This is a genomic window from Dermatophilus congolensis, assembly GCF_900447215.1.
Taxonomy (GTDB): Bacteria; Actinomycetota; Actinomycetes; order Actinomycetales; family Dermatophilaceae; genus Dermatophilus; species Dermatophilus congolensis_A.
The window spans coordinates 1,048,752-1,063,337 of sequence record NZ_UFYA01000001.1 but is presented as its reverse complement, the minus strand read 5'-3'; the positions used below and the strand labels follow the sequence as shown (position 1 = coordinate 1,063,337).

Sequence of the window (14,586 nt, the reverse complement as noted above, 5' to 3'; positions counted from 1 at the left end):
TATATGGCGGCGTCTGAGTCTTCTTATCCTGTGACCCGCACCGACGCTCAGTGGCGGGAGGTGCTTTCTGCGGCTGAATATCAGGTGTTGCGGCAGGCTGGTACAGAAAGACCGTTTGTTGGTGAGTACACGGACACCACTGTTGAGGGTATTTATCGGTGTCGCGGCTGTGGCTCTGAGTTGTTTCGCAGTTCAACTAAGTTTGCGAGTCATTGCGGTTGGCCGTCATTTTATGCGCCGTTGGCTGAGGACCGTGTGGAGTATGTCGAGGATTATTCGTTGGGGATGCGGCGGGTTGAGGTGCGCTGTGCTCAGTGTGGCTCGCACATGGGGCATGTTTTTGAGGGTGAAGGGTATGGAACCCCAACGGATTTGCGTTATTGCATTAATTCCATCAGTTTGACGTTGGAGCCGGCACAGAAGTCGGGGGACTGATCTGGTGTTCGTCGGTAACTGATGTGATGGGGGCGAAGTCTTGTTGACTTCGCCCCCATCACGGTTCCCTCGGTGGTTAGGGAAGTTCATTGATAAGTGTGGCGATGTCTCTGCGAGGGCCGGTGAAGAAGGGGATTTCTTCACGAACGTGCATGCGGGCGCGGCTGGCGCGTAGTTCACGCATGAGGTCGACGATGCGGTGGAGTTCGTCGGCTTCGAAGGCGAGGATCCATTCGTAGTCGTTGAGGGCGAATGAGGCGATGGTGTTGGCGCGCACGTCAGGGTAGTCGCGGGCCATTTGGCCGTGTTCGCGAAGCATGTCGCGTCGTTCTTCGTCGTCAAGGACGTACCAGTCGTAGGAGCGGACGAAGGGGTAGACGCAAACGTAATCGCGTGCGTGGTCGTCGTAGAGGAATGCGGGTATGTGGCTCTTGTTGAATTCGGCGGGGCGGTGCAATGCTCCGGCGGACCAAACTGGTTCTAGGTGGGAGCCTAGGCGAGTGCGGCGGATGGCTTTGTAGGCAGCTTGGGCGGTTTCGATGGTGGGTGCGTGCCACCAGAACATGATGTCGGCGTCTGCGCGCATTCCGGAGATGTCGTAGCTGCCTCGTACGACCAGGCCTGCGGTTTCGGCCAGGCCGGTCAGGACGGTTTCGACTTCTTGGGTCATTTCGGCGCGGATGTCGTCCTCGCGGGGCAGGGGTGAAGTTACGGCGAAGACAGACCACATGGCGTAGCGGATGGTGTCGTTGAGTTCGCGGATGCGGGCGGCGCGTTGGTTACCACTCATAGCTGTGAACCTATCGAACGGGTGCGTGGTGGGGGTAGTGCCGACCGGTGTGGCGGCCGGGGCGTGGTGGGCCCCGGCCGTTGGCTGGAGTTAGGAGTTGGGTGTGTCTGTGCAGCTCTTGATGAGGGCGACGATGCGGGTGAGTACGTCTGGGTCTGTGTCGGCGGGGACGCCGTGTCCGAGGTTGAAGATATGTCCGGGGGTGCTGCGTCCTTCGGTGATGATGCGGCGTACTTCGTTTTCGATGACTGGCCAGGGTGCGCTTAGTAGGGCGGGGTCGAGGTTGCCTTGTACGGCGTACCGGTTGCCTAGGCGGGTGCTAGCTTCGGCCAGGTTGGTGCGGAAATCCACTCCGACGACGTCTGATCCTGCGTTGGCCATGGAGCCGAGTAGTTCTGCGGTGCCGACTCCAAAGTGGATGGCGGGGACGCCGAGTTCGTGTACGTGGTCCAGGACAGCTGCTGAGTGGGGTTGGACGAAGCGTTCATAGTCGGCGCGGCACAGCGCTCCGGCCCAGGAGTCGAAGAGTTGGACCATTTGCGCGCCTGCAGTGATTTGAACTTCGAGGAAAGCTGCTGAGATTTGGGCTAGACGTGCGGCGAGTTGGTGCCAGAGGTCTGGGTCGCCATGCATGAGGGCTTTGGTGCGTGCGTGAGTTTTGCTGGGTCCTCCTTCGATGAGGTAGGAGGCGAGGGTGAAGGGTGCGCCAGCGAATCCGATGAGTGGGGTTGTGCCTAGTTGGCTGATGGTGAGTCGGACTGCTTCGTCGATGTCGGGGATGTGTTCGCGGGTGAGTGGTTCGAGGCGGTCTAGGTCGCTCCATTTTGTAAAGGGGTCGGTGACGACGGGGCCGGTGCCTGGGACGATGTCGATGTCGATGCCTACGGCGGATACGGGGACGACGATGTCGCTGAAGAAGATGGCTGCGTCGACGCCGTGGCGGCGGACGGGTTGCATGGTGATTTCGGCGACCATTTCGGGGTTGCGGCAGGCGCGCAGCATGGATCCTTCGCCGCGTACGCGGCGGTATTCGGGTAGGGATCGGCCGGCTTGGCGCATGAACCATACGGGTGGTCGTGGTCCGGGGTGTCGGAGTGCGGCGCGGACCAGCAAGGGTACGCGCTCGATTACCGAGTCCAGATAGTCGGGGTGGTAGGTCTCCAGGGCGGACGCGGGTCGCGGCGAAATTGTCACAGTCTGATCCTGGCATGAACGGGTGGGACGCAACTGATCGGCGTGTCATAGGGATGGGCCGACATGAGATCGACCCACATCGTTATGTTCATAGGGTGAATTACGGCACCGTCGGCCCTCCTGTTGTGTTTGTTCAGGCGGTTGGGGAGTTGGAGAGCGTCCGGTTCCGTCGGCATGTGGAGATTGAGCCGCTGCCTGCACCGAAGCGGATTGCTCCGTATGCGGTTGCGTATGCGGTGCATGTGTGGCCTGCCCGGGGTGGGGATGCTACGGCGACGGGGCGTTTTGTTTTGTTGCATGACCCTGCTGGTCATGAGGAGTGGGGCGGGGTGTGGCGGGTGGTGATTTTCGCGCAGGCGGATGTGGAGCCGGAGGTGGCTGAGGATCAGCTGCTTGCTGAGGCGACGTGGTCGTGGTTGACGGATTCGTTGACTGCTGAGGGGGTGGATTATCAGCGTTTGGGTGGGACAGTGACGCGTACATCCTCGCGTGGTTTTGGTGCGTTGGAGGGTGAGCGTGCATCCAATGCGGTGGAGGTGAGGGCGAGTTGGTCGCCGGTGGATCGGCATGTGGCTGGGCAGTTCCGCGCTTTTGGTGATTTGTTGGCGTACATGGGGGGTTGCCGCCGGCGCGAAATGACATCACAGTGCTGGATGCGCTCCGCTGAAGGTTCGTGACCCACCGTGGCGCGTAAGCTCATAGATTGATGGCAGCACAGCACGTTAATGACCCCTCGGATGGGAAGCCCTTCAGCGCATCAGGAGAGCAAGGGCAGGCCAGTGCGCCTCCAGCCGGGTCTACTTCTTTGGTGTTTCTTCAGGCTTCGCCGGCTCCCGTGCGGTCGAAGAAACCAGATGTTGTTTCCGAGGATGCCGCTGAGGAAGCTTCTGCGCCGCTTTTGCGGGCGCCTGCTGGTGGTATTCCGGAAGTTATTACTGATGGGCGTGATTTGGCTCGCGCGGCGGAAGAGATTGCTGCCGGTAGCGGCCCGCTTGCGGTTGATGCTGAGCGTGCCTCTGGGTATCGGTATGGGCAGCGCGCATACTTGATTCAGCTCAAACGTCAGGGTGCAGGGATCGTTCTTATCGATCCGGTGGCGTGTGCTGATTTGTCGCCTATTCAAGAAGCTACGCGTGATGTTGAGTGGATTCTGCATGCTGCGACGCAGGATCTTCCATGCTTGACCGAGATTGGCTTGTCTCCCAGTCGTTTGTTTGACACTGAGCTGGGTTGTCGTTTGCTGGGGCTTCCCCGGGTGGGGTTGGGCACGGTTATTGAGCACTATTTGGGTGTGCGATTGGCTAAAGAGCACTCTGCGGTGGACTGGTCTACGCGTCCGCTTCCGCGGGACTGGTTGGTGTATGCCGCTCTTGATGTCGAGTTGTTGGCTGATTTGCGGGAAGCAGTTGCCAAGGACCTGCGCGCGGCGGGCAAGTTTGAGTGGGCTGAGCAGGAGTTCGAGGCGTTAACTCATTTCACTGGGCCGCCTTCGCGTACTGACCCATGGCGTCGGACACATGGTTTTCAGAAGATCCGTAATCGTCGTGGAGCGGGTTTTCTGCGTGCTTTGTGGCACGCCCGTGATCGCATCGCTGCCGAAAAGGATTTAGCTCCGGGGCGCGTTTTACCTGATCAGATTCTTGTTGATCTTGCTGTTGCCGCAACGCAGCGCCAGGATTTAGGGCGTGCTGGGGCTCATAAAGGGATTCGTCGGTACCTGTCTGCGTGGCGTGCTGCTGTGGATGAGGTGTCAGCACTGGCGGATTCAGAATTGCCTGTTTTGAATGTGCGCAGTGATGCCCCGCCGCCGATGAAAGCGTGGAAGGATCGCCGCCCGGCTGCGTTTGAGCGGTTGGCTTTCGCTAAGGATGGGATTGCCCGTTTTGCTGAGGCAAACAATGTGCCACCTGAGAATGTTATTTCTCCGTCTTTGCTCAGGGGTGTGATTTGGGCCATGGAAGACGCTGTTGAAAATGATGCGCAGGTCACAGATCGACTGGTACAGGCGGGGGCTCGCCCGTGGCAGATTCAGGCAGTTGCCCCGTTAATAGCGCAGGCGCCCACCACTCCGGCCGTCTGTGAGGAGTGAAAGCGCTACCACTGCGTTATGGCTCGTCGCGAACACGTGAAATAGTGAGACGGGTGTTCAAAAGCTCGCAGGGTATTTGTGCCTTGTCTGGAGCTTTTCTTGGCTGTGACCTTCTTGTGATCACATTGTCTATCTATCGGAACATACCTCGCGCACAGCGCACTTGACTGAATATCTCATATATGAGTTAGTAGGTGTCATGTCGGAGAATTACCTCGCTCGCATCGGTGACCTCGTGCGAGAAGCCCGCAAGGAACGCGGACTCACGCAATCTGATCTCGCCGAACTGCTCAATACGAGCCAAAGTGCAGTCGCCCGCATCGAGCAAGGAAAACAAAATCTCAGCCTCGAAATGCTTTCCAGGCTTGGGCAAAACCTGAACTCCGAGTTTGTCTCCCTGGGGACCACCGGACCACAACACCTCAAAATCGATGGTGGGCACAAACTATCTGGCAGTATCGACATCAACACCAGTAAAAACGCAGCCGTGGCGCTGCTATGTGCCTCCCTGATCAACAAAGGCACCACCACCTTGCGCCGCATGGCCCGCATTGAAGAGGTCAATCGTCTCATCGAGGTCCTGACTTCCATTGGCGTTAAATGCACCTGGTTCGAAGACTCCAATGACCTGCAAATCACTCCCCCAGCCACCTTCGACCTGAGCAGGCTGGACGCTGAGGCGGCACGCCGAACCCGCTCCATCATCATGTTCTTCGGGCCGTTGATGAACCAGCTTGACTCCTTCGACCTGCCTTACGCAGGTGGCTGCAACCTGGGAGCCCGCACGATCGAGCCCCATATGACGGCACTACGGGCCTTCGGTCTCGAAGTGGAAGCAACCACAGGCCTTTACCGCGCCACAGTTACCCCGGCCGCCCCCACCGGATCAATCGTGCTCACTGAGCGCGGTGACACCGTGACCGAAAATGCCCTCATGGCGGCAGCCATGCGGGAAACAACCACCATCATCCGCAACGCCAGCCCGAACTACATGGTTCAAGACCTGTGCTTCTACCTAGAAAAGCTTGGCGTGCAGATCGAAGGTATCGGCACCACCACACTTAAAGTGACTGGTAAGAGCCACATCGACGTCGATGTCGAATACTTCCCCTCCGAAGACCCCATCGAAGCGATGAGCCTGCTGGCCGCCGCGGTGGTTACCGACTCCGAAATCACCATCAAGCGTGTTCCGATCGAGTTCATGGAAATCGAACTCGCGGTGCTCTCGGAGATGGGGCTCAAATATGAGCTTACTGAGGAGTACGCCTCGGCAAACGGGCGCACTCGCTTGGTTGATCTGACCACCAAGCCCGGAGAACTCAAGGCACCGATCGACAAAATTCACCCGATGCCATTCCCCGGGTTGAACATCGACAACCTACCGTTCTTCGCTCTCATCGGCGCAGTTGCCGAAGGGCGCACTATGATCCACGACTGGGTCTACGAGAACCGCGCCATCTACCTGACTGAGCTCACTCGCCTCAACGCCTCGGTGGAGCTCCTGGACCCGCACCGCGTCGCCGTTCAAGGGCCCACCCGTTGGCGTCCAGCGGAAGTTGTATGCCCCCCAGCACTGCGACCGGCAGTCGTTGTTCTCATCGCCATGCTGGCTGCCCCGGGGACTTCCTACCTACGTAACGTGTACGTCATCAACCGCGGCTACCAAGACCTCGCCGACCGGTTGAACTCCCTGGGCGCCAACATCGAAATTTTCCGCGACATCTAAACGCAGAAAACAAGGTAATAGCTCAGAGGGCTTTACCCCCCTTACCGGGGGTAAAGCCCTCTGAGCTATTACCTACGATTAAGCGCTGCGATCAGGGCACACAACGACGCAGCGTTTGTGCAGCCGCTCCACCACAGCCTCCACCGTCAACCCAGCGTCAGCGAGAACCTCACCGCGGCTGGCATGTTCCAAGAACTCCTTCGGAAGACCAAAACGGGTCACCGGGATTTCCAGATCCGCATCATGCAGTGCAGCAGCCACAGCGGCTCCGATTCCGGTAGCGGCCAAGCCATCCTCAATTACTGCCACTCGCGTAGAACGCGCGCACAACGCCACCACGTCTTGACTGACCGGAAGCACCCACCGCGGGTCCACCACGATGACCGACAGGCCCTCTTGAGACAAGCGGCGGCCAGCTTCGATAGCTACCGGAGCCATCGCCCCTACAGAAACAATGACAAGATCCACCGGGGTGTCCTGGGTGGTGAGCTGCTCGCTCGAAGCAAACAGCACATCCATATCTCCCAAACGCCCCACGGCAGGTACTTCAGCGGGCTCACTGCCTTTGGGGAAACGAATCGCGCTCGGACCATCACTGATCGCCACCGACTCCCGGAACTCAGCACGAAGAGTTGCCCCATCGCGCGGTGCCGCCACCCGCATTCCCGGAATAATCGACAGCGCAGACAAATCCCACATGCCGTTATGCGAAGCGCCGTCACTGCCGGTAGCGCCCGCGCGATCCAAAACGATCGTCATACCGGCTTTATGCAACGCCGCATCCATCAACACTTGATCGAAAGCACGATTCAAGAAAGTCGAATAGATCGCGACCACCGGGTGCATTCCACCAAAGGCAAGACCTGAAGCATTCGCTATCGCATGCTGCTCGGCAATACCTACATCGAAAACCCGATCCGGGTGCGCCGCAGCGAACTCACGCAACCCCACTGGAATGAGCATGGCCGCCGTAATCGCTACGACGTCCTTACGCTCCTGTCCCACCTTGACGAGCTCTTCAGCGAAATTGTCCGTCCAGCTACGCCCAGAAATTTCCAGCGGCAACCCTGTCTCTGGGTTAATCACACCCACCGCATGGAAAGCATCATCGGTATCAGCCAGCGCCGGTTCGTAGCCATGTCCTTTTTCGGTGATGGCGTGCACAAGAACAGGACCACCGAAATCGCGAGCATGCCGCAAAGCGCGGCTAATAGCCTCGACATCGTGACCGTCGATAGGTCCGACATATTTAAGGCCAAGGTCTTCGAACATGACCTGGGGAGCAACGATATCTTTAAGACCCTTTTTGACCCCGTGCAGAGTCTCGTAGACGGTGCGGCCAACCGGGTGGGTGTTCAGGGTGCGCCGGCCCCAACTGAGCATTTCTTCATAGCCAGGTTCAGTGCGCAACATCGCCAAATGCTGAGCAAGGCCACCGGTGGTGGGGGCATAAGAACGTTCGTTGTCATTAACGACGATGACCAAGGGCAAAGAGTCGTCCGCGGCGATTTCATTGAGGGCTTCCCACGCCATCCCGCCTGTGAGGGCACCATCACCAATGACAGCCACAGTGTGGGGGCCAGTTTCTTTCGCGAGCTTGCGGGCACGTGCGATACCACTCGCCCAGCTCAGCGAACCAGAAGCGTGAGAGTTCTCCACAATGTCGTGAACAGATTCAGCACGGGAGGGGTAACCCGACAGCCCGCCACGCTTACGCAGATTCGTGAAATCTTGACGGCCGGTAAGCAGCTTATGCACGTAGCTGATGTGGCCAGTATCAAAAACAATGGAGTCTTTCGGGGACTCGAACACACGGTGGATCGCTAGGGTCAGCTCCACGACTCCCAAGTTAGGGCCAAGATGCCCTCCGGTGCGTGAGACCGAGTCGACGAGGAAAGACCTGATCTCCCCCGCCAGCGTGTCAAGTTCGTGCGTCGTCATGGAGCGGACCACTTCCGGGCCGCTGACCTGCTCCAGCAGTGACACTGTTCCTCCCTCTGTGCGGTGTTGCCCCGCAACCGTCCGACCATACCTTTGACGTAGGTGGGGAACCACCTACGTGGTGAGATCCCATAAGTGCTGGAGTGGTAGAGACAAAGATCAGCCAGCGACGACGTCACTGCTCGCGCTGGAAGTTGCCACCGTAATTCCGGCGCGGCGCCATTTGTTAAACACCGCAGTAAGAGCCTGCGGGTTGACCGGAGCAGTCAAATCAACCAAAACCGTTGTAGCGAACCCTCTACTCATAGAATCCAACGCTGTAACCGAGACACAGTAATCCGTAGCGATACCTGCAATGTGCACCGTCTCAATGCCGTGTGAATGCAGATACGACGCCAAAGTGACTCCGGCAGCCGTGGCTCCCTCAAAACCCGAATACGCGGCCGCAAACGCACCTTTAGTGAACTGTGCATCAAAGTCACGGAACTCCAGTGCCGGGTGGAAATCCGCCCCAGGAGTGCCCTGCACACAGTGAGCTGGCCACGAATCAACAAAATCCGGAGTCGCAGAAAAATGCGTTCCCGGATCTTCATGCGCATCACGGGTAGCGACCACAAGGTCATATTCATGGCCAGAGCCGATGTATCGCGTGATCGCTGCGGCGACCCCAGCGCCACCAGTGACAGCCAATGAGCCGCCCTCGCAAAAATCCCTCTGCACATCAACAACAACAAGGGCGCACCCGGCCCTATCGGACATCACGGTTCCCGGGAACGTTGTTCTCTCACCAAATGGTCGTGACCTCATGGCTACCTTCCAATCTCGTGCCTGTTGGCACCGATCCCCGGGCACCCGACGCGTATCTAATCACCTCGTGCCACCGAAATAAGATCCCCACAGCAACCGGCCTAGACTCTGCCCCATGTCAGTGACGTACGGATCGGTCAAACCCGGCCGCATTGGGCCTACGCGCGCAGTGCCGCACAGCATCGAACGCCCCGAATATGTGGGCAGGGAAGAACCTAGGCCGTTCACCGGCTCTGAAGTTCGTCCACCAGAAATGATCGAAGCAATCAGACATGCCTCGACCATCGCAGCCCGCGCGCTCGCCGCTGCTGGTGAGGCCGTAGCCCCAGGCGTTACCACCGACGAACTGGACGCCATCGCGCACCAATACATGATTGATCACGGCGCCTACCCCTCCACTCTCGGATACCGAGGATTCCCGAAATCTTGCTGCACTTCCGTCAACGAAGTCATTTGCCACGGCATCCCTGATGACCGCCCTCTGGCGGATGGGGACATCGTCAACATCGATGTCACTGCCTATATCGGCGGTGTGCACGGCGACACCAATGCAACTTTCCTCGTTGGTGACGTCGATCAAGAAACCAAAGCTCTCGTCGAGCACACACGTGAAGCGTTCAACCGTGCCATCAAAGCAGCCAAACCCGGACGTGCAGTTAATGTCATCGGTCGCGTCATCGAAACTTACGCCAAACGGCACGGTCTTGGCGTAGTCCAAGATTTCACTGGCCACGGCGTTGGACCCGCCTTCCATACCGGACTGGTTATCCCGCACTACGACTCGGCGCCCATGTATGACGACGTCATCGAGCCAGGAATGACGTTCACCATCGAGCCCATGCTGACCCTAGGATCCCCTGAAGGACAGACCTGGGATGATGACTGGACCACCACCACCTGCGACTTGCGCAACACTGCGCAATTTGAGCACACCTTGCTTATCACCGACACCGGAGCCGAAATCCTGACCCTTCCCTGAACCATTCATCCGTACTTCTGCTGGGAATACCTTCACCCCCAGCAGAAGTACGGATGAATCTGTTCCATCTAACTCAACCCGCCCGCCCCACGTTCGTCCTGACGACCAGCGTGCAGCACCAGTACGCTGTTCACTCATGACCCACGCCCCCAACGCGCTCCCCCTCGGCATCGACATCGGTGGCAGCGGCATCAAAGGCGCCCCCGTTGACCTCACCGTTGGATCCTTCACCGAAGAACGCCTCCGCATCGACACCCCCGCCGGAGCCAAACCAGAAGACGTCATCGACGTCGTCGCCCACATCGCCAACCAATTCGAGCCACACACAGGCCAAAGCCCCATTGGCGTCACCATCCCCGGAGTGGTCACCCACGGCGTTGTCCGCTCCGCCGCCAACATCGACAACACGTGGATTAATTACGACATCTCCACCACGCTGCATGAACGGCTGGGTCGCCCAGTCACTGTTCTTAACGACGCTGACGCCGCAGGCGTAGCCGAACTCGCCTACGGTGCAGCAAAAAACATCGCTGGAACAGTACTAGTAGCAACCCTAGGGACCGGTATCGGCTCAGCCGTTCTCGTTGACGGACGCCTGGTCCCCAACACCGAATTCGGACACCTCGAAATCGATGGGCACGACGCCGAAACACGCGCCGCAAGCTCAATCCGCAAACGTGAAAACCTCACCTGGGAAGAATGGGCAGCGCGACTGCAGCGTTACTTCACCCACCTGGAAAACCTCATCTGGCCTGACCTCATCGTCATCGGCGGAGGAGTCTCCAAACGCGCCGAAAAATTTTTGCCACTGCTCGACCTGCGCACCCCCACAGTTCCCGCGGCCCTGTTCAACGACGCAGGCATCATCGGCGCAGCCCACGAAGCAGTAGACGCCACCCACCCCCGCCACAACCCGCAATACGCTGGCTAACCACTCCCCCGCAGTGCCATCTTGGCAACCTCACCACACTGACCGGTGCAGGGGCAGGAATTCTCTGCCCCAACCGGTCACACCGTGACCGGTTCTTGCATGGCATCAACAATCCACTCCCGCGGATCGTCATTCACATCCACCGACAAATTCGCGATCTGACGCATGAAAATTTCCCGCCCACCAGCAGACAAAATCCCATCGTGAATAGGTACTAAGCGACGAGCACCACACCTAGCCACCCAATCAATCGTTTCCTTCATTGCGCTCCACGGCGCCGCGATCGGTACACACAACACATCCACCGCATCAGGAACCACATCCAAGGCATCCCCCGGGTGATATGCAACCGCACCGCCCTGCTCACGGAGCACCAACCCGGTATTACGCACCCGCTCCATCGTGCGATAAATCACCGCATGCATATTCCCTACCGGCTCCACCATCACCGTCCCCACAGAAAACAACTCACCCGGCGCCATATCCACCGTTTCCACGCCACACTCAGCACGCAGCCGACGCACCAACCCAGCCTCGGAGAACAGCTGCGCTTGCGGATTAGCCTCCATCAACCCCGCAAGACGATCCACATCGACATGATCTGGATGCTCATGCGTCACCACCACCGCATCAAGGTCACGCACGTCTTCAAACCCGCAAGAAAATACGCCCGGGTCGACCAAAATCCGTGCCCCTTGCGATTCGAACAACACACAGGAATGACCAAAACGTGTGATCCGCATAAACCAGCGTAAACACATGCATTGTCACTGCGATGCGCAACACTTACATACAGCCTGACTGCCACATAAAATGTTTGCAGTGAAGTTCATCGACGATCGCATTCCCCCACACGACCTGACATATAACGACGTCTTCATGACGCCCTCACGCTCAGCAGTAACCTCACGTCTAGACGTTGACCTCACCGCAGGTGATGGCACCAACGCGACCATCCCCATCACTGCCGCGAACATGACAGCCGTCAGCGGCAAACGCATGGCTGAAACCCTCGCCCGTCGTGGCGGAATCGCGATACTTCCCCAAGACATTCCTCTCGACATCGCAAACTCCACCATCGCTAAAGTTAAGAACGCACACCCCGTATACGAAACCCCCATCGTCGTCTCCCCCACCGATCCAGTTGCGCACGTCATAGCTATCCTCGGCAAACGCTCTCACCGCCTAGCTGTTGTCACCGACAACGAGCGACCCGTCGGGATCGTTACCGAACACGACATCCTCGAAGTCGATAGATTCAGCAGTGTCGCCGAGGCGATGACTACTGACTTCCCTACCGTCACCGAACACGACGACCTCGCCGACGTTTTTGAGCTCCTTGAACGACGACACATCAAAGCCATCCCGGTCTTGCGTGATGACCTTCTCCTTGGGCTGCTGACTAAACGAGGAATTCTCCGCTCAGCTATCTACACGCCCAACCTTGATGAGCACCGGCGCCTAGCGATAGGGGCAGCAATCGGCATCAATGGTGATGTTTCTCACAAAGCCGCCACACTCTTGGCGGGAAACGTCGATGTTCTTATCGTGGACACCGCTCATGGTCACCAAGAAAAAATGATTGATGCACTCAAACTAATTCACTCAGAACGAAATAGACACGCAGAAGTGACGGGGCGACGTGTTCCCATCGCGGCAGGGAATGTCGTTACCGCTTCTGGAGCACGCGATCTCGCCCGGGCTGGAGCCGACATCATCAAAGTTGGAGTCGGCCCCGGCGCCATGTGCACCACCCGCATGATGACCGGAGTGGGGCGCCCCCAATTCTCTGCTGTCCTCGACTGCTCCGCTGCTGCCCGCGAAGAGAACGTCGCAGTATGGGCAGACGGCGGCGTAAAACATCCACGCGATGTTGCCCTCGCTTTAGCTGCAGGGGCTTCCAGTGTGATGATTGGCTCATGGTTTGCAGGAACCTATGAAAGCCCCAGTGACCTTATGCGAGATACCGATGGGCGCCTATATAAAGAAAGCTTCGGAATGGCATCCGCGCGTGCAGTAAAAAATCGCACCAAAGGGCAATCTGCGTATCAGCGAGCCCGCTCCGAACTTTTTGAAGAAGGAATTAGCAGCGGGAAAATGTATCTCGATCCAGAACGACCTGGCGTCGAAGATCTTCTCGATCGAATCATTTCCGGCGTTCGTAGTTCCTTCACATACGCCGGAGCTAGAACAATCTCTGAATTCCATGAGAATGCCGTCGTTGGGATCCAATCCGCAGCCGGATATGACGAAGGAAGACCGCGTCACACAAGTTGGTAATTAGGGTAGATAGCACTCAGTAATTACTTACTTCTTCGTCACGCGGAAAACATGAAAAACATGCGAGGTGCACAAGAAGCCCCGGCTGTTCGCTGTACGGACTCTGCTCACCCGAAGTTGAATCCACCTGTCGCAGTGAGAATATGATTGACCCCGAAAAGCCTTGTGTGCTGGAGATCCCTCACCAGTAGGGGTCTCCGGCACACAAGGGATAACTGACCGTCCGGCACCTAGTAGGTGCCGGTAAATGTGTTAATACGCATCGCGGGGGATCATGTCCAAAAGGCCAATGACCGGAAATATCGCAAAACGCCCAAACGGAAGATGGCGTGCTAGATATCGCGATGGGGCCGGAAAAGAACATGCCCGCCACTTCACAACAAAAAAAGCCGCCGCGCACTGGCTGAATGAAATTACTGCAGCAATGACCACCGGTGCCTACGTAGCTCCAGACGCCGGAAAAATAACTTTCAAACAGTACGCAGAATATTGGCGAACAAAGCAAACACATCGCCCTTCAACCGTTGAGCAGGTAGAAAGACACCTGCGAAACCATGTTTATCCCAGCATCGGTGACCGTCGACTCGATACGCTCCGGCACACCGATATGCAGGCCCTCGCGAAAACACTCGATGAAAATCTCTCCACAAACACGGCATCAGTTATCTGGAGATATGTTGGAACAATTTTTCGCGCAGCAGTAGAAGATAAAAGAATCGTTGATTCACCCTGCCGCAAAGTCAGAGGACCTAAACCCAAGAAAACAAAAGTGGCCGTCATGCTCACCGAGCAAGTCACAGCCCTACGCGAAGCTGTGCCAGATCGATACGCTGCACTGATCGTCACCGCAGCCGGCACCGGCATGCGCCAAGGCGAACTATTTGGCCTCACCATTGATCGCATCAATTTTCTTCGCCAACAAATCACCGTCGACAGGCAACTCATCGGACTGGCCGGACGTGAGCCTGAATTCGGTCCGCCAAAAACCGAAGACAGTGATCGCATCATCCCTCTGCCCGCCGTTGTAGCTCAAGCATTAGCTGTTCACCTGCAGAAATACGCGACCGGACCGGACGGACTTGTATTCACTAATACCTACGGAGCTCCGCTACGCCGCTCCAACTTCGGCGCCACCTGGCGGCGGGCCTGCCAAGATGCCGACGTACATGGATTCACCTTCCATGACCTGCGCCACTACTACGCTTCACTGCTCATCCGCCACGGCGAAAGCGCTGAGACAGTACGGGCCATGCTGGGCCACAAAACCGCCATGGAAACCTGGAAAACCTACGCACACATGTGGCCAGACTCCGATGAAAGAACACGAGCGGCCGTAGATTCCGTTCTGGGAGCATCCGCTGTTGCGGACTCAGTGCGGACTGCCCCGGCAAGCATGTAATAAAAACCGCAGATC

13 protein-coding genes and 1 pseudogene are annotated in these 14,586 nt (G+C 57.8%); 9 read left to right on the top strand and 5 right to left on the bottom strand.

All coding sequences use genetic code 11. The annotated features are described in order from the left end of the window. The first annotated feature begins 3 nt into the window (after positions 1-3). Positions 4-435, top strand: a complete 432-nt coding sequence (msrB, locus tag DXZ77_RS04495; protein ID WP_115030290.1) for a peptide-methionine (R)-S-oxide reductase MsrB — start codon at positions 4-6, stop codon at positions 433-435. A 76-nt stretch (positions 436-511) separates the two neighbouring features. On the opposite strand, the gene hemQ is transcribed toward msrB, so the two are convergent. Both hemQ and hemE read right to left on the bottom strand, forming a co-directional pair. Further along, positions 512-1,225 carry a hydrogen peroxide-dependent heme synthase gene (gene hemQ / locus DXZ77_RS04490; protein WP_115030289.1) on the bottom strand — a complete coding sequence of 238 codons (714 nt, stop codon included), beginning with the start codon at positions 1,223-1,225 and terminating at the stop codon, positions 512-514. Between the two features lie 90 nt (positions 1,226-1,315). Beyond that, a complete protein-coding gene (gene hemE, locus DXZ77_RS04485; protein ID WP_115032547.1) occupies positions 1,316-2,389 on the bottom strand; it encodes a uroporphyrinogen decarboxylase in 1,074 nt (357 codons plus the stop codon). Positions 2,390-2,514: 125 nt separating this feature from the next. On the opposite strand from hemE, the gene DXZ77_RS04480 reads away from it, so the two are divergent. The 3 genes from DXZ77_RS04480 (at position 2,515) to DXZ77_RS04470 (ending at position 6,234) form a co-directional block, all read left to right on the top strand. Continuing rightward, positions 2,515-3,096, top strand: a complete 582-nt coding sequence (locus tag DXZ77_RS04480) for a DUF3000 domain-containing protein (RefSeq protein WP_181816029.1) — start codon at positions 2,515-2,517, stop codon at positions 3,094-3,096. A gap of 29 nt (positions 3,097-3,125) precedes the next feature. Then, a complete protein-coding gene (locus tag DXZ77_RS04475) occupies positions 3,126-4,508 on the top strand; it encodes an HRDC domain-containing protein (protein WP_115030287.1) in 1,383 nt (460 codons plus the stop codon). Between the two features lie 199 nt (positions 4,509-4,707). Continuing rightward, complete coding sequence (locus DXZ77_RS04470; protein WP_115030286.1) at positions 4,708-6,234, top strand: UDP-N-acetylglucosamine 1-carboxyvinyltransferase; 1,527 nt, start codon at positions 4,708-4,710, stop codon at positions 6,232-6,234. Between the two features lie 78 nt (positions 6,235-6,312). On the opposite strand, the gene dxs is transcribed toward DXZ77_RS04470, so the two are convergent. Continuing rightward, positions 6,313-8,220, bottom strand: a complete 1,908-nt coding sequence (dxs, locus tag DXZ77_RS04465) for a 1-deoxy-D-xylulose-5-phosphate synthase (protein ID WP_115030285.1) — start codon at positions 8,218-8,220, stop codon at positions 6,313-6,315. Positions 8,221-8,334: 114 nt separating this feature from the next. Then, positions 8,335-8,934 (bottom strand): isochorismatase family protein, encoded by a 600-nt coding sequence (locus DXZ77_RS04460; RefSeq protein WP_115030284.1) that lies wholly within the window; start codon positions 8,932-8,934, stop codon positions 8,335-8,337. A gap of 163 nt (positions 8,935-9,097) precedes the next feature. Between DXZ77_RS04460 and map the strand changes: the two genes are divergently transcribed. After that, positions 9,098-9,961, top strand: a complete 864-nt coding sequence (gene map, locus DXZ77_RS04455) for a type I methionyl aminopeptidase (RefSeq protein WP_115030283.1) — start codon at positions 9,098-9,100, stop codon at positions 9,959-9,961. 136 nt (positions 9,962-10,097) lie between these two features. After that, positions 10,098-10,892 carry a polyphosphate--glucose phosphotransferase gene (gene ppgK / locus DXZ77_RS04450; protein WP_115030282.1) on the top strand — a complete coding sequence of 265 codons (795 nt, stop codon included), beginning with the start codon at positions 10,098-10,100 and terminating at the stop codon, positions 10,890-10,892. Between the two features lie 77 nt (positions 10,893-10,969). Here ppgK and DXZ77_RS04445 read toward each other — a convergent pair whose 3' ends face one another. Then, a complete protein-coding gene (locus DXZ77_RS04445; protein WP_181816028.1) occupies positions 10,970-11,635 on the bottom strand; it encodes an MBL fold metallo-hydrolase in 666 nt (221 codons plus the stop codon). A 79-nt stretch (positions 11,636-11,714) separates the two neighbouring features. On the opposite strand from DXZ77_RS04445, the gene DXZ77_RS04440 reads away from it, so the two are divergent. The 3 genes and pseudogenes from DXZ77_RS04440 (at position 11,715) to DXZ77_RS12385 (ending at position 14,571) form a co-directional block, all read left to right on the top strand. After that, on the top strand, positions 11,715-13,172 hold the full coding sequence (locus tag DXZ77_RS04440; protein ID WP_115030280.1) for a GuaB1 family IMP dehydrogenase-related protein: 1,458 nt from the start codon (positions 11,715-11,717) through the stop codon (positions 13,170-13,172). A 274-nt stretch (positions 13,173-13,446) separates the two neighbouring features. Next, positions 13,447-13,908: pseudogene (locus DXZ77_RS12590) on the top strand (phage integrase central domain-containing protein); the annotation flags it as partial. 42 nt (positions 13,909-13,950) lie between these two features. Then, positions 13,951-14,571, top strand: a complete 621-nt coding sequence (locus tag DXZ77_RS12385) for a site-specific integrase (RefSeq protein ID WP_258553308.1) — start codon at positions 13,951-13,953, stop codon at positions 14,569-14,571. Positions 14,572-14,586 lie beyond the last annotated feature (15 nt).